The organism is Neobacillus endophyticus (genome assembly GCF_013248975.1).
In the GTDB taxonomy this organism is placed as follows: domain Bacteria; phylum Bacillota; class Bacilli; order Bacillales; family Cytobacillaceae; genus Neobacillus; species Neobacillus endophyticus.
On the sequence record NZ_JABRWH010000001.1, the window covers coordinates 2,601,805 to 2,621,610 of the forward strand.

The 19,806-nt window shown below is 39.6% G+C and carries 19 protein-coding genes, 1 tRNA gene and 1 pseudogene; 16 read left to right on the plus strand and 5 right to left on the minus strand.

The window, feature by feature from the left end:
- Positions 1-68 precede the first annotated feature (68 nt).
- From HPT25_RS12725 to HPT25_RS12765, 9 genes are all read left to right on the plus strand, one after another.
- Complete coding sequence (locus tag HPT25_RS12725; RefSeq protein ID WP_217269700.1) at positions 69-509, plus strand: hypothetical protein; 441 nt, start codon at positions 69-71, stop codon at positions 507-509.
- 114 nt (positions 510-623) lie between these two features.
- Positions 624-1,340, plus strand: a complete 717-nt coding sequence (locus HPT25_RS12730) for a YwaF family protein (protein WP_173064557.1) — start codon at positions 624-626, stop codon at positions 1,338-1,340.
- A 564-nt stretch (positions 1,341-1,904) separates the two neighbouring features.
- On the plus strand, positions 1,905-2,840 hold the full coding sequence (locus HPT25_RS12735; RefSeq protein ID WP_173064561.1) for an alpha/beta hydrolase: 936 nt from the start codon (positions 1,905-1,907) through the stop codon (positions 2,838-2,840).
- Between the two features lie 188 nt (positions 2,841-3,028).
- A tRNA-Gly gene (locus HPT25_RS12740) sits at positions 3,029-3,102 on the plus strand.
- Positions 3,103-3,299: 197 nt separating this feature from the next.
- Positions 3,300-4,424, plus strand: coding sequence for a tRNA epoxyqueuosine(34) reductase QueG (gene queG, locus HPT25_RS12745; protein WP_173064565.1), 1,125 nt, complete (start codon positions 3,300-3,302; stop codon positions 4,422-4,424).
- A gap of 84 nt (positions 4,425-4,508) precedes the next feature.
- Complete coding sequence (locus tag HPT25_RS12750) at positions 4,509-5,384, plus strand: amidase domain-containing protein (protein WP_173064568.1); 876 nt, start codon at positions 4,509-4,511, stop codon at positions 5,382-5,384.
- Between the two features lie 71 nt (positions 5,385-5,455).
- Positions 5,456-5,947, plus strand: a complete 492-nt coding sequence (trmL, locus tag HPT25_RS12755) for a tRNA (uridine(34)/cytosine(34)/5-carboxymethylaminomethyluridine(34)-2'-O)-methyltransferase TrmL (RefSeq protein WP_173064571.1) — start codon at positions 5,456-5,458, stop codon at positions 5,945-5,947.
- 250 nt (positions 5,948-6,197) lie between these two features.
- A complete protein-coding gene (gene nfsA, locus HPT25_RS12760) occupies positions 6,198-6,947 on the plus strand; it encodes an oxygen-insensitive NADPH nitroreductase (protein WP_173064574.1) in 750 nt (249 codons plus the stop codon).
- Positions 6,948-7,309: 362 nt separating this feature from the next.
- A complete protein-coding gene (locus tag HPT25_RS12765; RefSeq protein WP_173064577.1) occupies positions 7,310-9,205 on the plus strand; it encodes an ATP-dependent protease PrkA in 1,896 nt (631 codons plus the stop codon).
- 90 nt (positions 9,206-9,295) lie between these two features.
- Here HPT25_RS12765 and HPT25_RS12770 read toward each other — a convergent pair whose 3' ends face one another.
- A complete protein-coding gene (locus HPT25_RS12770; RefSeq protein WP_173064580.1) occupies positions 9,296-9,442 on the minus strand; it encodes a hypothetical protein in 147 nt (48 codons plus the stop codon).
- Between the two features lie 78 nt (positions 9,443-9,520).
- Between HPT25_RS12770 and yhbH the strand changes: the two genes are divergently transcribed.
- A complete protein-coding gene (gene yhbH / locus HPT25_RS12775; RefSeq protein WP_173064583.1) occupies positions 9,521-10,687 on the plus strand; it encodes a sporulation protein YhbH in 1,167 nt (388 codons plus the stop codon).
- Between the two features lie 190 nt (positions 10,688-10,877).
- Here yhbH and HPT25_RS28335 read toward each other — a convergent pair whose 3' ends face one another.
- Entirely contained in the window at positions 10,878-11,060 is a 183-nt protein-coding gene (locus HPT25_RS28335; RefSeq protein ID WP_312857288.1) for a UTRA domain-containing protein, read from the minus strand.
- Positions 11,061-11,134: 74 nt separating this feature from the next.
- On the opposite strand from HPT25_RS28335, the pseudogene HPT25_RS12785 reads away from it, so the two are divergent.
- The 5 genes and pseudogenes from HPT25_RS12785 to HPT25_RS12805 form a co-directional block, all read left to right on the plus strand.
- A pseudogene (locus tag HPT25_RS12785) lies at positions 11,135-11,299 on the plus strand (6-phospho-beta-glucosidase); the annotation flags it as partial.
- Between the two features lie 124 nt (positions 11,300-11,423).
- A complete protein-coding gene (gene nagA / locus HPT25_RS12790) occupies positions 11,424-12,623 on the plus strand; it encodes an N-acetylglucosamine-6-phosphate deacetylase (protein ID WP_173064586.1) in 1,200 nt (399 codons plus the stop codon).
- Entirely contained in the window at positions 12,620-13,357 is a 738-nt protein-coding gene (gene nagB / locus HPT25_RS12795) for a glucosamine-6-phosphate deaminase (RefSeq protein ID WP_173064589.1), read from the plus strand. The genes nagA and nagB overlap by 4 nt, the downstream gene beginning before the upstream one ends.
- Positions 13,358-13,440: 83 nt before the next feature.
- A complete protein-coding gene (locus HPT25_RS12800; RefSeq protein ID WP_173064592.1) occupies positions 13,441-14,163 on the plus strand; it encodes a GntR family transcriptional regulator in 723 nt (240 codons plus the stop codon).
- A gap of 88 nt (positions 14,164-14,251) precedes the next feature.
- The gene (locus HPT25_RS12805) at positions 14,252-15,262 is read left to right on the plus strand and encodes a CAP domain-containing protein (RefSeq protein ID WP_246277180.1); all 1,011 of its coding nucleotides are present in this window, start codon (positions 14,252-14,254) and stop codon (positions 15,260-15,262) included.
- Positions 15,263-15,592: 330 nt separating this feature from the next.
- Here the strand turns inward: HPT25_RS12805 and HPT25_RS12810 are convergent, their stop codons facing one another.
- On the minus strand, positions 15,593-16,855 hold the full coding sequence (locus HPT25_RS12810) for an ATP-binding protein (RefSeq protein ID WP_173064595.1): 1,263 nt from the start codon (positions 16,853-16,855) through the stop codon (positions 15,593-15,595).
- A gap of 570 nt (positions 16,856-17,425) precedes the next feature.
- On the opposite strand from HPT25_RS12810, the gene chbG reads away from it, so the two are divergent.
- A complete protein-coding gene (chbG, locus tag HPT25_RS12815; RefSeq protein WP_173064598.1) occupies positions 17,426-18,133 on the plus strand; it encodes a chitin disaccharide deacetylase in 708 nt (235 codons plus the stop codon).
- Positions 18,134-18,171: 38 nt separating this feature from the next.
- On the opposite strand, the gene HPT25_RS29045 is transcribed toward chbG, so the two are convergent.
- Complete coding sequence (locus HPT25_RS29045; RefSeq protein WP_281368189.1) at positions 18,172-18,300, minus strand: hypothetical protein; 129 nt, start codon at positions 18,298-18,300, stop codon at positions 18,172-18,174.
- Between the two features lie 74 nt (positions 18,301-18,374).
- Complete coding sequence (locus tag HPT25_RS12820; RefSeq protein ID WP_173064601.1) at positions 18,375-19,655, minus strand: ArsB/NhaD family transporter; 1,281 nt, start codon at positions 19,653-19,655, stop codon at positions 18,375-18,377.
- Between the last annotated feature and the right edge of the window lie 151 nt (positions 19,656-19,806).

The following is a 19,806-nucleotide window of genomic DNA, read 5'->3' on the forward strand; positions in this document are numbered from 1 at the left end:
TGGGGTTTATGATAGCGAGATTTGTCCTTTTGTCGGGGTTCATATTATCGTGGCTTTCTTTTTTATTTTTGCCAAAAGAAAATTTAAAGAAGTATTCTCCTGCAGCAATATTAGCTGCATTTCTTGTTTCCGTTGTGTATGAGTTAGCATATCATTTTAACTGGTGGAAATTAAAGAATGTTCTTTTTTCATGGGCACGGATTAGTGACTACACATTCATTTTAGGGCCGTTTTTGGTTGGAACGGTCTGGATATTTCACTTAACCTACCGGATTGGATTTGTTACGTACACCTGTGCAAATCTTCTCTTGGATGCATTTTTTTCTTTTAAATTTTTGCCTTTTCTTGAAAAATTGGGAGTTATAAAGTTGAAAAATATTTCTCATTTAGGTATCTATGGATTGATGCTTCTTGTTTCCTTAATTATTTACCCATATCAAAAATGGATTGACAGCGGTATGGTTAAATCGTTGGTAAGGAATAGACGCAGCAGATGCGCCGCTGATTAACGGTTATATAAGATACACGGGACCTGCTCCCAAAAGTGCAGGTTGTTCAATCTATTTGAAAAACCAACAGCCGTCGCACTTCTTATATATCGCTATCATTAAAGGTGACTATAAATGTATGAGTATTTCCGATTTCATTCAAAGCTAGACAAATTTGAGCTTTTTTCCGTACAGCATCTTTTAACCGTAGGAATAATTATCAGTCTCGGCATTCTTATCTTTATTAAAAAAGATGTAATTAGAGAACAGCGGCAGCGAAATGTTCTACGTTTGTTTCTGGCATTCCTGCTTTTGATTTCAGAAGTATGGGAGCAGTTGTGGCTAGTTGCTGAGCATTCCTGGACGCTGAAGAAAGCTTTGCCTCTTCAGCTCAGCGATTTGGCTGTCATTCTTGCTATAGTGATGCTCGTTTCAAAAAATAAAAGACTGTTTCAATTCATGTATTTTGCAGGGCTGGGCAGCTCTATTCAAGCTATTTTGACACCTGACCTTGATAAATTTTCTTTTCCACACATTCAATATATCGAGTTTTTTGTGTCACATGGCGGTGTTGTTCTTGCTTGTATTTGGTTTATCGTAGTCTTTAATCTTCATCCTAAAAGGCAATTTATATGGATAACCATACTTATTGTCAATCTATATGCAGTTTGTATCTTTTTCGTAAATAGGCTGCTGAAGGCGAATTATTTGTATTTGATGGAAAAACCAGGTAATTCATCCATCTTGGATTTTCTAGGACCCTGGCCATGGTATATACTTTCACTTGAATTAGTGATGATAGGAAGCTTCTATATCCTGTATGCCCCATTTTTTCTTAAGGTAAGGCTATGATAAAGAAAATTGTTGATATTTAAACACTGTTGATTGGAGCGGAAGACACGAAGACTCCATGAAAATACTAACGCATTTCCTTCGTGCGTGGGCGGCTTCAAGGACGTGATTCAATGCCCTGCGGGAGTACGAGGCTATGGGGGAGACCCCGCAGGTGCTTTAGCACAGATGAGGCTCCCCGGCACGCCCGCGAATCACTCGTACCTGGAGCAGAAATCAACAGCCCAATTTAACAGCGCCTAAGGAAAAAGCCAATCCTTAGCAGCACATTGATTTTTTGGGCTGTTTTTTACATTAGAATGGCGAAATGGATTATTGAACCGGGGAATGAAAGCGTTGACACGTTTTTTATACTAGTATATATTTTTGTTAGGTTAATAGTTGTGACGGAGAACATAGGCTCACACAATTGTCTTAGGATAGGAGAATTGGGTGAGTCTTTTTCAGCTGAGAGGATGAAAATTCCTACCAGGCATTAATGCAATTACAGCTTTTTCATCCTTAAAGGCAAGTCATTGGGCGAGTTATCTAAATCAATTTTGAGAATTAAGGAGGATAACTGTAGTGGAACAAGAAACGTTTACATTTCAAACCGATGATGGATATGAAATCTTCGCCTGTAAGTGGACAAATGGTGCCGAAGAAAAACCCCGGGTAATTGTACAACTTGCTCATGGTATGGCTGAGCACATTAAAAGATACGACCATTTTGCGCAAAAATTAGTTTCAGAGAGTATATTTGTTTATGGCAATGATCATCGCGGCCATGGCGAGACGGGAAAAAGAAATAATCGTATCGGTTATTTTGCAGATGTCCAGGGATTTGAAAAAGTTGTTCATGATATGGCAGTTCTTACGAGTAAGATTGAATTGGATTTTCCTAGTGTACCGATCATATTATTTGGGCATAGTATGGGTTCATTTTTATCAAGACGTTACATTCAGCTTTTTGGGGAACGTCTTTCGGGTGTTATTTTGAGTGGAACTGGCGGAGACCCTGGTATTATGGGGAAAATAGGAAGAATGATTGCTGCAAGGGAAATGAAGAAGAAGGGGAGGACGACACCGAGTCCTTTGCTTAATAGCTTGACTTTTGGTAATTACAACAAAGCATTCCACCCGGCAAGGACAGAATTTGATTGGTTAAGCAGAGATGAGAACGAAGTAGATAAATACATTGAAGATCCTGATTGCGGGGGAATTTTTACTTCTGGCTTTTTTTACGATTTATTGGAAGGCCTTGAAACCATCAATAAACCAGAGAATATTAGTTTAATTCCTGCGAAATTGCCTATCTGGCTTATTTCCGGCAGCCTGGATCCAGTTGGAAATAACACTAAAGGAGTATTAAAAACCTATCAGGCGTTTAAAAAAGCTGGAATTATAGATGTCAGTTATCAGTTTTATGAAAATGCCCGCCATGAATTACTGAATGAAATGAATAAGGAGAATGTGGAAGCCGATATAATTCATTGGATAAAAGATCGTGTAACAACATAGACCCGATTCAAGGGCCTTTTTTACGAGTAAAAAAATCGACAAAGTTTGCATTTTTGCTTGACGATTCAATGGAGCCTGTGTAATATTATAAAGGTCGATGTTCAAACAAATGTCACTTTTTTTCGAATCATCTTTTTGGTTATAGTAGCATCAAAGGAGCTACATTATCATAACTTAAATTAATAAACGCGGGTGTAGTTTAGTGGTAAAACCACAGCCTTCCAAGCTGTTGTTGTGGGTTCGATTCCCATCACCCGCTCCATACATATTAGCTAACGCAGTGTACCGTTACATAGGAGAACGATGCATTGCGTTTTTTCATGTCTATTCCCAGAAAGCTTGAATTTCCAATGATTCTAACTCCAAAAACACTCAAAAATCGTTTAAAATTTATAGATGTGATCATAATGAACAAACAGTTGTTAAATAGAGATCCTACAATGAAGGGAGGTACATCAATTGGACATTCATCAATTAAAACAAGAAGTGATATCGTACAGCAAAGAAATTGGCATTGATAAAATAGGTTTTACAACTGCTGATCCATTCACTGAACTAAAGAACCGCTTAATCCGACAGCAGGAGCTGGGATATCAATCGGGCTTTGAAGAGCCGGATATTGACAAACGAGTCACACCTTCATTGCTGCTGGAAGAGCCGAGCTCTATTATTGCGATTGCAATAGCCTATCCTTCCAAAATGACAAACCGTGTGGAAAGCAAAAAAGGGGAGCGCAGAGGCATTTTTAGCAGGGCCTCTTGGGGTTTGGATTATCATCATGCATTAAAAGAAAGGCTTAACAAGCTTGAATCGTTTATTTTATCAAAGGTGCCGGAAGCCCGTTTAAAATCAATGGTAGACACTGGAGAGCTGTCCGACCGAGCTGTAGCGGAAAGGGCCGGAATTGGCTGGAGCGGGAAAAATTGTGCCATCATTACGCCTGAATTCGGCTCTTATGTTTACCTGGGCGAAATGCTTACAAGCATTCCATTTGAGCCGGACGAGCCTATAGAAGATCAATGCGGCAGCTGTACAAAGTGCCTGGAAGCCTGCCCAACCGGTGCACTTGTGCAGGGCGGCCAAATTAATGCACAGCATTGTATTTCTTTTTTAACCCAGACGAAAGATTTGATTCCGGAAGAATTCCGAGATAAAATCGGCAACCGAATCTATGGCTGTGATTCCTGTCAGACGGCATGCCCTCACAATAAAGGGAAAGATTTTCATTATCATAATGAGCTTGAGCCTGAATCGGAAATCGCTAAACCATTATTAAAGCCCATTTTAAAATTGAGCAATCGGGAATTTAAAACCCGTTTTGGAACAGTGTCCGGAGCATGGCGGGGTAAAAAACCAATTCAGCGAAATGCAATGATTGCATTGGCTCATTTTAAAGATGAAACAGCCATTCCCGACTTGATTGAGATTTTGGAGAATGAAGCCAGCCCAGTTGCAAGAGGTACTGCTGCATGGTCACTTGGGAAAATAGGCGGTGAAACAGCCTTGGCTGCCTTACAGAAGGCAAAGGAAAGGGAAAAAGTTCCCGAAGTGTTAGCCGAAATTGACAAGGGTTTAAATTTTTAACTTTAAGAAAGAGCGAACTATATAGGGTTCGCTCTTTTTTTTCGCCTTCTTTCATAAGAATGTATGGAAGGGGTGATGAATCATATGCGAGTGGTACTTCAGGAGTTATTTACGAAGCGGGCCGAGCAATTTGTAAGTACAAATAGGAACCGCCATGATACGTTTTCTAAGGCTGAAAGGAAGCTGGAGGCAGCTTCACGGCGGTCTGCGGATATTGTTAAAGTAAATATAACAGGAAAAATAATGAAGAATACAAGTGAGGATGAATTTGAAACGGTAAAATACCAGGCACATTATCAGTATCTGATAAAACAAAGGGGGAAGCTTTATTTAGAAGAAGAGATTGAGGACAGATTGGCCAAATTTTATAAGGGATCATTAATTCAGGATGAAGAAATGTTTCCCATACAGTTCCAAGTGCCACCTGCTGTCGAATATATGCCTGAAAATGAAACACAAAGGGATCGAATTAGTTACCAATATGACCGCTTAAAAGCAGTACAATATGCGGAAAGATGGTGGAACAGCTACAATCCTGTTTATAAAAGGTTTGAGAATGATTGTACCAATTTTATATCTCAATGCCTCCGATCTGGCGGGGCGCCGATGAGAGGTTACCCGAACCGAGGCACAGGCTGGTGGCTGCAAACGAATAATTGGAGCTATAGCTGGGCCATTGCCCATTCATTGAGGCTGTATTTTTCAAACTCCAAGCTTGGTTTAAGGGCACAGGAAGTTGGCAGTCCTGATCAATTATTATTGGGCGATGTGATTTGTTACGATTTTGAAGGGGATGGAAGGTTCAATCATAATACGATAGTAACAGGGAAGGATGCATATGGGCTTCCGCTTGTGAATGCCCATACGTACAACAGCCGGCAGCGATATTGGGCCTATGAGGATTCCTCCGCCTATACGCCAAATATCAAATACAAATTTTTTACGATTGTCGACGAATAATCGTCTTTCTTGAATGAAATATTCAGAGTGGTATAATTGCAGGTAGAGTTTTTTTATTTGAGGTGAAATTAATGGCAAATCACGTTGTCCTATATCAGCCGGAAATCCCTTCTAATACCGGCAATATCGCTCGCACCTGTGCTGCAACCGATACCGCTTTACATTTAATTCGTCCATTGGGCTTTTCAACTGATGACAAAATGTTAAAACGCGCAGGGTTAGATTATTGGGAACACGTAAATATTTTTTACTATGATTCATTAGAGGAATTTTTTGAAAAAAATGCCGGCGGTCAGTTTTTCTATTTAACGAAATTCGGTGACAAACCGCATAGTTCGTTTGACTATAGTGATCCGAACAAGGACTATTACTTTGTTTTTGGACGAGAAACAACAGGTCTTCCTAAGGAGCTTATTGCCAATAATAAAGAGTACAGTTTGAGAATTCCAATGAATGATAATGTCCGCTCCTTAAACCTTTCCAACACAGCTGCCATTTTGGTGTATGAGGCATTGCGCCAGCAGGGCTATCAAAATCTAAATAAAATCGGGCCTAGTTTTTAGGCCTTTTTTGCTGATAGGAAAGATAAGTTCCCTATCAGGCATAAGTGCACTAAGGAATGCTTCGTGAGCATTAGCCTCGAAGTCGAGAAGCTGTGCTTTTCGACGAACTACGCCTCTGCCTTCGTCCTAACGGGATCGCCAGTCGGCGAGTATTCTTTACATTAGGCTTTATTGCCCAGGTTGTTGATTGGGATGGATATGAGACCTAAGTTTACTAAAGCCTTCATTATTTTGAGAAAGAAGGGAACTTATGAATAAAGTAATCGAAACGATCCTTAACCATCGTTCGCTCCGCCAATTTGAAGACAAGCCTTTAACAGATGAGCAAATTAAAACGATTGTTTCTTGTGCACAGGCTGCATCGACATCCAGTTTTATTCAAGCCTATACCATCATTGGCATCAAAGATATAGAAAAGAAAAGGAAACTGAGTGAAATCGCCGGAAATCAGGAGCATGCTGCTAAAAATGGCCATTTATTAATCTTTTGTGCGGATCTTTACCGTCATACAATAATTGGAGAACAGGAACAAAAAGACGTTACCGTTTCCGTAGAAAGCACGGAAAAATTCATGGTCGCTATGATAGATGCAGCGTTAGCCGCGCAAAATGCCGCGCTTGCAGCAGAATCAATGGGCCTCGGAATTTGCTATATCGGCGGAATCCGAAACAATTTAGAGGAAGTGAAAAAGCTTTTAAAAACGCCAGAACGGGTGATTCCGCTCTTTGGAATAGCTGTCGATTACCCGACATACATTACCGGTCAAAAGCAAAGACTTCCATTTGAGCATGTCTATCATGTGGATGAATATCAGCAAGATGCGGAGACGTATTTGCGCCAACTAAAAGACTATGATGAAGTGATTTCAAGCTATTATAACGAACGGACTGGCGGAAAGAGGAAAGACCGCTGGACTGAACAAATCGCAGCAATGCTTGAAAGGCAAAGTCGGATGGACATGAAGGGGTTTGTTCAAAAGAACAAACTCGATTTACAATAAAAAACTCGCCGGCATGAAAGGTACCTTCATTGTTAGACAATGGTCTATCAATGAGGACCGTTCATGCCGGCGAGTTTTCTTTATATTACTTAGTACCTGGCTTATCGTTATACCCTGATGTAAAAATGGCAGCAAGAAAGGCGATCATAACTAATAGAATAAGGAAAAGTGACATTGTTATGTAATGCTCCTTTCACTATTTATTTAATCGTTTCCATCTATCTCAATTATAGCCTAACTTCCGGAAATGAAAAGGGGAATATTGGATAATCGAAACAAAAACATCTTTGTCACGCATGTTCGATTGTCAATGTGCATAGAGTATATTAATCGTCTCTGATTAACGACAGGGGGAGGGCCTTATGGATATTTTAAAAAAAATCGAGAGGTATCGTGAAGAAGAAGAAAAACTTCGTTGGGAAGGAACATTCGCTGATTATTTACAGTTGCTGAAAGAGAAGTCATGGGTTGCACAATCTGCACATTCACGCGTATATAATATGATCAAAGATGCAGGAATTGAAGAAGTTAACGGGACGAAGAAGTACAATTTCTTTTGCAATGAATTGTTTGGCCTTGAAGAAGCATTAGAACGGCTTGTAGAAGAATATTTTCATCCGGCAGCCAAAAGACTTGATGTCAGAAAACGGATCTTATTATTAATGGGTCCAGTCAGCGGCGGGAAATCAACACTAGTGACAATGCTCAAAAGAGGATTGGAGAAATACTCTCTTTCAGACAGAGGCTCTGTTTTCGCCATAAAAGGATGTCCGATGCATGAGGATCCATTGCATTTAATTCCTCATCATTTAAGGAATGACTTCTATGAAGAGTATGGAATCAGAATTGAAGGTAACTTGTCACCACTTAATATGATGCGTCTGGAACAAGAGTATCAAGGAAGAATTGAGGACGTACAGGTTGAACGAATCTTTTTCTCAGAAGATAAACGAACAGGGATTGGAACCTTCAGCCCGTCTGATCCGAAATCTCAGGATATCGCCGATTTAACAGGCAGTATTGATTTTTCAACGATTGCCGAATTCGGTTCAGAGTCAGATCCACGCGCCTATCGTTTCGATGGGGAGTTGAATAAAGCCAACCGCGGGATGATGGAGTTCCAGGAAATGCTGAAATGTGATGAGAAGTTCTTGTGGCACTTGTTGTCATTGACGCAGGAAGGAAATTTCAAAGCGGGCCGGTTTGCCTTGATTTCCGCTGATGAAATGATTGTCGCTCATACGAACGAAACGGAATATCGCTCATTTATTTCAAATAAAAAAAATGAGGCGCTGCACTCCAGGATTATTGTAATGCCGATTCCGTATAATTTAAAGGTTTCCCAAGAAGAGCGTATTTATGAAAAAATGATTAAAGAAAGTGATGTATCAGACGTGCATATTGCCCCGCATACACTTCGGGTGGCGGCTATGTTTACCATCCTGACTAGGTTAAAGGAGCCGAAAAAGGGCGATATTGATTTAGTAAAGAAAATGCGTCTGTATGACGGCGAAAGTGTAGAAGGCTATAATGTTGCTGATGTGGATGAGCTGAAAAAGGAATATACAGATGAGGGCATGAGCGGCATAGACCCGCGCTATGTCATTAACCGGATATCTTCCACGATTATTCGTAAGGAAGTACCATCCATTAATGCTTTGGATGTCTTAAGGTCATTAAAAGACGGTCTTGACCAGCATCCATCGATCACAGCTGATCTTCGTGAGCGGTACATGAATTATATTTCCATTGCCCGCAAGGAGTATGACAATATTGCCAAGAATGAAGTGCAAAAAGCATTTGTCTACTCTTATGAAGAGTCTGCGAAGACATTGATGAACAATTATCTTGATAATGTAGAAGCATATTGCAATAAATCTAAGCTTCGCGATCCATTAACTGGGGAAGAAATTAACCCGGATGAAAAATTGATGCGTTCTATTGAAGAGCAGATCGGGATTTCTGAAAATGCTAAAAAAGCCTTTAGAGAAGAAATTCTCATTCGAATTTCTGCTTATGCTAGAAAAGGCAAGCGGTTTGATTACAACTCCCATGATCGCCTCCGTGAAGCAATTCAGAAAAAGCTGTTCGCTGACTTGAAGGATGTTGTTAAAATCACAACCTCCACAAAAACACCAGATGAGCAGCAGTTAAAGAAAATTAATGAAGTTGTCGCCAGATTAATTGATGAACATGGCTACAACTCGACATCAGCGAATGAATTACTCCGATATGTAGGAAGTTTATTGAACCGTTAAATTAGAGAGACTGGCGGACACATCTGCCAGTCTGTTTTTTTCAGCCAATAGGAAGCAAAAGGAATACATTCACCAATGGCCATTTAAAATTTAGTTGATTGGAGTGAAAATCACTTTGTGAAGTTCAATTATCAACAGCTCGTCCATTTTAATAGGCGAATAACCAATTGTCAAAATAATTTGTAAATTATTCTCTAATTCTGCATAGGATAGAGTAATCCATATTTTATTCTTCATTTTTTCACTCGGGTTATTTTATGAAATTTCTAGAAATGTGTGCATATGGAGCAAAAAATTTTATAAGGAGGGGTTTTAATGACTGAACCAAACCATCAATTTGTGATTTCAAAAGAAGATTGGTCCCTCCACCGCAAAGGCCACGATGACCAGCAGCGCCATCAAGAGAAAGTCCAGGAGGCAATTCGCAACAATTTACCAGATCTAATAACAGAAGAAAGTATAATCATGTCTAATGGTCGAGATGTGGTAAAAATTCCAATTCGTTCGTTGGACGAATATAAAATTCGCTATAATTACGACAAAAACAAACACGTGGGCCAAGGTGACGGGGACAGTCAGGTAGGAGACGTTGTGGCACGTGATGGTTCAAGCGGGCAAAAGGGTCCCGGCAAAGGGCAGGGAGCCGGAGATCAGGCTGGAGAAGACTATTTTGAGGCAGAAGTATCATTAATGGAGCTTGAAGAAGAACTATTTAAGCAATTGGAGCTGCCAAATTTAAAGAAAAAAGAACATGAAGAACACTTAGTTGAGAACATTGAGTTTAACGATATCCGTAAAACCGGCTTAATGGGCAATATCGATAAAAAGCGGACGATGATGGCTGCTTTTAAACGAAATGCCATGGCTGGTAATCCGGCATTTCACCCAATTTACAAGGACGATTTAAAGTTTAAAACCTGGAATGAAGTAGTAAAGCCCGACTCCAAAGCCGTGGTGCTGGCCATGATGGATACAAGCGGTAGTATGGGAATTTGGGAAAAATATATGGCACGCAGCTTTTTCTTCTGGATGACTCGGTTTTTACGAACCAAATATGAAACAGTGGAAATTGAATTTATTGCCCATCATACTGAAGCAAAAGTAGTTTCAGAGGAAGACTTCTTCTCTAAAGGGGAAAGCGGCGGAACAATCTGCTCATCGGCATACCGGAAAGCTCTTGAGATTATCGAGGAAAAATATAACCCAAGAAAATATAATATTTACCCATTCCACTTTTCAGATGGTGATAATCTGACTTCCGATAATGCTCGCTGCGTTAAGCTGGTGGAGGAATTAATGAAGGTTTCAAACATGTTTGGCTATGGCGAAGTCAACCAATACAATCGCCATTCAACCCTCATGTCAGCCTATAAAAACATCAAGGATGAGCGCTTCCGCTATTATATCCTCAAACAAAAAGCTGATGTCTTTCATGCAATGAAAACATTTTTCCAAAAAGAAGAATCAAAAATGTATGCGTAAAAGAAAGCTCGACGGTGTCAGTCACCAGTCGAGCTTTTTTTAGCCGATAGGAAAGCATAACTTTCCTATCAGGCATAAGTGCACGAGGAATGCTCCGTGAGCATTAGACTCGCAGTCGAAAGGCTGTGCTTTTCGGCGAACTGCGTCTCTGTCATCGCCTTAACAGGCTCGCCAATCGGCGAGTTTTTCTTTAGTAATTCCTTTCAATGACAAAATGAGCCATGTCGCCGCGGAAAATGGTTTTAGAATATTCAATAATCTTTTCATCCGCTGTATGGGCATATGTTTCCAGAGAAAAGCAAGGTGACCCAGCCGCAATTTTTAATGAATCAGCCACTTCTTTATCTGCAGTTACGATTTCCAGGTATTCCACTGTTTTTTTATTTTTAAATGAAATTGCTTTTCTATTAAGTTGTATAATGATTTCTGACAGTCTTCCCGATTGATAAATCCTTTGAAATAGTCACCATTGATGCAGCAGTAACAGGCGATTATAAAACAGCATGATTAGCGATGACCATCAATCCGCTTGTAGGCTCTGATAAAATAGCCAAACAAATTCTTGGCGGGATGCTAGAAGCCCATAAGGAATACCTTCCAAAATTTAATTAAAAAAGTAAAAATAATTGGAGGCCGACAAAAAAAAGTGCCTCCAATTTGTCAGTTAAATTGGTATAGACAACTAGATGATAGGAATGATAAGATAAAAGTAGCTAGGGAAAGGAAGTAATGAAGCATGTTGCTGACAGATAGTCCTATTTTACTTAAAGGCATGAAAATTTATTCAGAAGATCACATCATTGAAAATGGATATATAAAAATTAAAAATCAAAAAATTGTGGAGTTCGGGTCATTAACTGATCAAAAAACGGATGAAGAATGTAAAGTTATGGAGATTCCTAAAAATTTTCAGGCAGTCCCCGGTTTTATAGATGTCCACATTCATGGAGCTGCAGGAGCAGATACAATGGATGCAACGAAAGAGGCACTGAACACGATTTCCCAAGCATTGCCGAAGGAAGGTACTACCAGCTTTTTAGCCACCACCATCACACAGGAAGCTAAACTTATTGAAAAAGCAATTGAGAACGCTGGGGAGTATATCAATATACAGGAAGCACAGGGCAGGGCGGAAGTACTTGGCATCCATCTTGAAGGCCCATTTATCAATGGAAATAAAGCCGGAGCGCAGCCGCTGCAGCATATTGTTGATCCAAATCTCTCCCAATTTAAGGAGTGGCAGCAGATTGCAAAGGGAACAATTAAACTAGTTACACTTGCACCGGAGCAGCCAGGCGGCCTAGAGCTGATTCGCTATTTAAAGGAAAATGGTGTAATTGCTTCCCTTGGCCACACAGACGCAACTTTTCAGCAGGTTCATGAGGCTATTGACGCTGGCGCGAGCCATGTCACTCATTTATTTAATCAAATGAGAGGCCTGCATCACCGTGAACCAGGAGTTGTCGGCGCTGCATTTTTACGAGACGAATTAAAAGCAGAAATCATTGTTGATGGAGTTCATGTACATCCTGAAATGGTAAAGCTCGCTTACAAACAAAAGCATAGTAATGGATTAATATTAATTACCGATGCGATGAGGGCTAAATGCTTGAAAAATGGCCAATACGATTTAGGCGGTCAAGACGTCACAGTAAGGGATGGAAAAGCTGTTCTGGGAGACGGTACTTTAGCTGGCAGTATTTTGAGACTGAGTGACGGAGTTAAGAATATGGTGGTCTTTACTGAATGTTCTCTTGCAGAGGCAATCGAAATGGCAGCAGTAAATCCTGCCAAACAGCTGAACGTATACGACAGAAAAGGAAGTATTGCTATTGGCAAGGATGCTGATATTGTCATTCTGGATGACAAATTGGAAGTCTTTTTAACCGTTTGCCGCGGGGAAATTGCTTTTTCAAAGGAGGAGGTTTCAGGATGAAAATCATTGAAGTAAAAGATTACAAAGAAATGAGTCAAAAAGCTGCTGAATATATTATTGAAAAGGTATGTCATAACCCCAAAATAAAACTCGGTCTGGCAACTGGGGGCACACCGATAGGCACCTATCAAAATTTAATTGCTGATCACAAGCAAAATGGCACTTCCTATGCAAATGTTATGACTTTTAATTTGGATGAGTATATTGGCCTTTCAGGTGAAAATAAAAACAGTTACCGCTATTTCATGGATGAACAGCTGTTTAATCATATCGACATTAATAAGAAAAATACTTTTGTTCCCCAAGGCGTTGCTGAAGATATTCAGGCTGAATGTGAGCGTTACGAAAACTTATTGGAGGAATATGGTGGAATTGATTTGCAGGTTCTTGGAATCGGAGGAAATGGTCATATAGGTTTTAATGAGCCTGGAACTTCTTTTCAATCTCAAACACATGTGGTGAATTTGGCGACTTCGACGATTAATGCAAATGCAAGATTTTTCAACCAGATTGAAGAGGTACCAGTTCAAGCAGTGACGATGGGAATATCCACTATAATGAAAAGTAAAGAAATTCTGCTTTTAGCATCAGGTGAAAGCAAAAATAATGCTATGGTTCAGCTTTTAAACGGAGAAATTACAGAAAGTTTTCCTGCATCTGTGTTGAAAAAACATCCATGTGTTACAATTATTGCTGATAGAGCCGCAGTGGCAGGTTTAAAGATTCAATGTTAAGGTCTGCTTCATCTTTGGAGAAAGCAAAACAATAACACCTGTGATCTGAGGCAAAGAATAATCAGAAAGGTGTAAAGTGGAGAATGATTAACAAAAATTCCCCCATACCTATTTATTATCAGCTGGAAGAACATATAAAAATGCTGATTGAAAAAGGCGAATTAAAGCCTGGAGATGCACTGCCGCCGGAGAGAGAGTATGCTGAAAAGTATCAAATCAGCCGAATGACTGTCAGACAGGCATTTACACATTTGGTCACCGAAGGGTACCTATATCGTTTGCAGGGTAAAGGCACTTATGTTGCGGAACGGAAAATAGAGCAGCTTCTTCAAGGATTAACAAGCTTTACCGAAGATATGAAAGCAAGAGGATTAGAACCAGGAAGCCAGCTGATTCGGTTTGAGATTCATCCAGCCTCAGCCCAAATGGCCGAACAGCTGGCAATATCCCAATCTGATCCCGTTTATGAAATAGAGAGAATACGTTTGGCTGACGGTGTTCCAATGGCATTGGAAACAACTTATCTTTCAGCAAATCTCATTAGCGGGCTCACAGAAGAAATCGTCAATCAATCGATATATGCCTATATTGAGAATACATTAAAATTGCAAATTGATCATGCCTCTCAGATTATTGAATCATCAATTGCCGGACAAGCTGAGGCCAAGCTGCTAAAAGTCAGCAAAGGTGCGCCAGTAATGCATATTCAGCGAAATAGCTTTATGAATGATGGAACCCCTGTAGAGCTAGTGAAATCCATATACCGGGCAGACAGATATAAATTTATGATTCAAATGAAACGTTAGCAGAAGTCGATTATTACCATTCATACTTTCTTTTGAGACAATAAAAAATATAAAGGCAAGACAATTGTTTCAAAAGGAGGTATTGCTGATGATAAAAAAACCTGTAAGCATTATTTTAACAGCTGCCTTAACAGTAGGACTTGCTGCTTGTGCAAATCCTAATAAACAAGATATCGCCAACAGAACTAACGATAGGGTCGTTACGGATAGAGACGGTCTCCCCTTAAATAATCGTTTAGATCGCAATACAAGAATTGACCATAATGGTCCATTGACTGAAAATTATACAAACCGGGGCCGTAACGTTGACGATAATTTGTTTACAGGAAAGAATCGTTCAAGGAGACAAGCAGACATGCTTTCAGCTGCGCAAACAACCTTGAATAGTAACCAATATCCGCATACAAGTGCAGTTTTAATTCAAGATGCAAAATATCAGTATGTGCCGATAGGATCCAGCGGCGGCAACTGGAATCAGAGCGGAATGTTCCAGTCATTTAACCAATTGTTTGGTCAGCAAGGTTTAAATGGCGGTACAACTGGGCAGTACTGGACGCCACAGCAAGGCCAGTCTTTCTCAGGACAAGCCCAAACACCTTCACAGCAATTACAGACAGTTCCAGGGCGGACACAAACTGCTCCGCAGCAAACGGCGCCAAATCAAATTCAGCCGTCAACTCAGCCAGGACAAACAGCAAACAATACTTCTGTTACTGGTACAGTCAGTCAATTTGTGCAGCAGGTTATTAACCTTACCAATGCCCAGCGCAGTCAAAATGGTCTTCCAGCCTTAAAAGCAGATTCACAATTGAGCAGTGTGGCTCAAAGAAAAGCAATTGATATGCAGCAAAATCACTACTTTTCACATACGAGCCCTACTTATGGTTCTCCGTTTGACATGATGAGAGACTTTGGAGTGACCTATCGCTCAGCAGGTGAAAACATTGCTCAAGGACAACGGACTCCACAGGAAGTGGTTACAGCCTGGATGAACAGTCCTGGACATCGCGCCAATATTCTTAACCGAAATTATACGAATATTGGAGTCGGATTTGAAGCAACTGGTAAACATTGGTCACAAATGTTTATCGGAAAATAATGAACGAGAAGAACTTTATTTGGCAATGCACAGCATTTGCCGGATAAAGTTTTTCTTGTTCTAGGACAAATCGATAAATGGGGAATTGATATCTTAGATAGTCAGCGAATTCTGGGGACTTTTCATTCCGTCAACCATGGTGTTTGTGCGGAGGTTAATCTCAGACTTCCTTCAATTTATTTTAGGAAGAAGAGCATTAGCACGTGTTGTGCGGAATGGTTTCCACAATTAAGCAGGTTGGTCTGATCAATAAATGAGCCACTGCTCAAAAACGACATGCAAAATGATTAAAAAGCAAAAAACCGGCGAATTATTTTTTCAGCCGGTTTTTTAGCGTCTCGGTTCCAGAATGGTTTTAAATACAGGGAATTCAAAGTGAAAGAGAGTACCCGCCCCCAATTCACTTTCTACCCGTATAGTGCCATTCATGGCACGTACAATAGCCTGGACTACCATCATTCCTAAACCTGTGCCATTTTTTCCTTTGGTTGAATAAAATGGCTCACCAAGCCGCTCAAGTTGCTCTTGTGTCATGCCAATTCCAGTGTCCTTTATTTCAATGGCAACGAAGTTTTGATTATATTCGGTTGTGATCGTTAAAGATCCACCATTTGGCATGGATTCAATCGCATTTTTCATGACATTCACAAAACATTGTCGAAATTTCTGCCGTTCACCTTTAATAAAACCAATCACTGAATAATTGGTTATAATCTCCACTGAATTTTTATTTGCAAGCGGCTGTACAATGTTAATAATTTGCTTGAGTTCACTTTTTACATTTAACTCCTCGAATTTATCAATAGAAGGTTTAGCGAAAGTTAAATAATCTCGAATGACCCTTTCTGCCGAATCAAGCTCTTCCTTCACAATTGACAAGTATTCTTTTCTTTTATGTCTAGGAAGATAATCATCTTCGAGGAGCTGGACAAAACCGCTCGCCGCAGTTAAAGGATTGCGGATTTCATGTGAAATGGCCGCCCCCATTTGCTCTACCGCTTTTAATTTTTCTGCTTTAATAAGCTGCTGGCGCATTTCAGAATTTCGCAGAAAAAATTCTACACAGTAGGAAATCATTCCAATCCCGAGTGAAGGGATCACCATATAGGCAAACCACATATCAAGCACATTGACATGAAAATGGGAAAATCCTAAACCAAATATGGTTAGAATGCTTAGGCATAGGCCAAGGAAGACGGAAACGTAAACCCGTCTGTGCGGAGGCTGCTGCCAAAACCATGGATACAGCTTCCAAGTCACAATGGCATATGGTACATACAACAAGATGTTTAGATAAAAGCCTAAATCCAGGCCGTAGACCGCCCTTAGAAGAATGGTAACCACAACAAGAATTGGCCCAATTCCCAGATAGGCTCCGCCAATAACAAGTGGAAGCAGCCTTAAATCAAAACGGGCATAAGGAACTGGATGATAGGAAAATTGAAGGCAAGACCATAACATGATTGCAAAAAATAAAATAATCATAGGTTTTGAAAGTGCAAGCTTTTTATATTTTTCATATATAATAAAGCCAAAAAAAATTAAGATTAATAAAAAGGAAAGATTAAGGAATAGGTGTTTCGTAATTTCCATACACTTCACCATCCAGTAAAGGCTTTTAGAAAAAGTTTACAAGGTAATTCAACAAAGCACAACAAAATTTGCGTGAAATATAACAAAAGGGTTACTTTTTTTACGAGTTATTGTAATATTAGCGCCCTTATGGTGAAATATTACAAGTGAAACTGCAATGGTTTGAGGGATATTATTCCATTCCATTTAAATATGTTTCATAATCATATCACTGTAAAATCGGCAACAGGCAGAATCGGTCATTACTTTTATTTTGTTTAATCCAGCTTGAAGCTAATAGATAGATTCTTAGAATGAAACTTTAAGCGCTAAAATACATGTAGATATCATCAAGATTTAAAACATATTACCAATTATACTATATATTAGGTCTTTTCGACAAAAACTGTTGTGAAAAAGTTGAAAAAAGTCGATTTTTGATCTTAAAATTTGTTATAACAACTGTTTCCGTAGACAAGCGGAAATTTTTTATGTGAAAATGAAAACGATTACCAAGTAAAATAATGTTGAAGAGGTCTATTTCAGAAGTAGAGACAGTAATGTTCACTAATAGGTTCAGGAGGAGATAGGATGAATAAATTATTTGTCAACGCAGATGACTTTGGTTTAACTCGGGGTGTTAACCTGGGTATCGTGGATGCTCACAAATTAGGCATTGTAAATTCCACAACCATGATGATGAACATGCCAGGTACAGACCATGCCATCCAGCTAGCAAAAGAGACATCTACCTTGCTATTGGGTGTTCATTTGGTTCTTACAGCAGGGAGACCGCTGCTTAAAGATGTTTCGAGCCTTGTAGACCGACAGGGGAATTTTAAAAAACAGTCACAAATTCGAACAAACAATGATATTCATTTAGAAGATTTGGAGCGGGAGTGGACTGCACAAATTGAAAAGTTTTTGGCGGCTGGACTGATTCCCACACATTTAGATAGCCATCACCATATGCACGGGATAGAAGAATTTTATCCCGTTGTCAAAACGCTTTCTGAGCGATATCATCTCCCAGTCCGCAGAACAAATCTCCAGATGGGGGATCTAACTTCATTTACTGATTTACTCTTTGTCGATTTTTATGGGGAAACACTATCCGATGATTATTTTGATCGTATTGCAGCAAAAGTGGAAAATGGCCAAACGGTCGAGGTCATGTGCCATCCAGGATATGTTGACCAATATCTTTTGGATCATTCATCCTATAATTTGGCAAGACTAAAGGAATTAGAAATACTTACAAATGTAAAGCTCCCTGGAAAATTTGAATTGGCCAAATAAGAAAAACCGGGGTTTCCCGGTTTTTCTTATTTAGGTTATTATTCACTATTTTGAGTGGTGTTGAAAAACTCTGATTGTTGTTTTTTATTAGAATTTGTAGAGCGTTTACCCATTTTTCCATCTGATTCAAAGCTTAATGTGTTCTTCTTGGAATTTTGCTGCTTCATCGTCATCCCCCTTTTTTCTTAGCCTTTATCTTCTAAGGTCATTTCATACGTTAAGGGGAAGGAAACTTTAAAGGCTACATTAAATATCTTAAATAAATGTAAACTGTACAGATAATAATGGAAAGAATCATCAAAGGAAAAGATATGATTAAGAATTTGCCAAAAGAAATCTTATAACCCTGTTCTGCAGCCAGATCGGCAACAATGACATTGGCACTTGCACCAATCAGGGTTCCATTTCCGCCAAGACATGCTCCAAGTGAGAGGCTCCACCATATCGGCTCCAAATGCTGTACACCCAGCTCACCCATATCCTTAATCATCGGAATCATGGTTGCCACAAAAGGAATATTGTCAATAAAGGCAGATGCCAATGCACTGACCCATAAGATCAAAATAGCCGTTGAAGTCGTGTCACCTTTCGTAAGATGAATGGAGTAATTTGCCAATAACGAAATAACGCCCGTTTCAACCAATCCTGAAACAAGGACGAACAGCCCGATAAAAAAGAATAACGTGGTCCATTCTACTTTTTCAAAAGCTTTTTCCAAATGTGTCTCACCAGTCAATAGCAGTAATAAAAAGGCGCCAGATAAAGCAATGGTGGCGGACTCCAAATGGAGCACCTGATGCAGGAAGAAGCCAAGTATGGTAAGCCCAAGTGCCAATAAGGATTTTGTTAGTAGTTTCTTGTCTGTTAATACTTCTTTTTCGTTAAGTTTCATTAAACTTGCTCTCAATTGTGCTGGGGCTTGAAGCTGTTTTCGATATACAAATGCTAAAATCCCGATATTCACAAATAATATAAAAAAGGAAATCGCTGTGAGATTTTGAATAAACGTCATAAATGTTAGTTCTTTCACCGCACTGCCAAGCATTATATTTGGCGGGTCTCCAATTAAGGTTGAGGTTCCACCAACATTTGAGGCAATAATTTCAGAAATTAAATAGGGAATCGGATTTACCTTTAAATGCTTTGTAATATTGAAGGTAACTGGCACCATTAACAAGACAGTTGTTACGTTATCTAAAAATGCAGAGCCAATTGCCGTAATGGTACCTAAGGCGAGCAGAATTCTTAATGGATCTCCCTTAACTTTTTTAGCAGCCCAAATCGCAATAAAGTTAAACAGGCCTGTCTCCGCAGTAATCCCGACAATCATCATCATCCCAGCTAACAGCCCTAGTGTATTAAAATCAATATAGTGCAGGGCCTTGACTTGATCGAGAATGCCCAGCAGGATCATCAGAATCCCGCCAATCATGGCGATGACAGTGCGATGGAGTTTTTCAGTAATAATAAAGGAATATGTTATAAGAAATACGATTATTGCAATGAAAGCTTGACTTGGCATTTAATAACCCACTTCCTGGAAAATATTCTGTCTCAAAACACAAAAAGGGAGCCTGAAATGACAGACTCCACCAAATTTCATACATATTATTTTTAGTTTATTTTATTAAAATATACGGGGATTGTAAAGGTAAAAGACAGTATGATGGGTA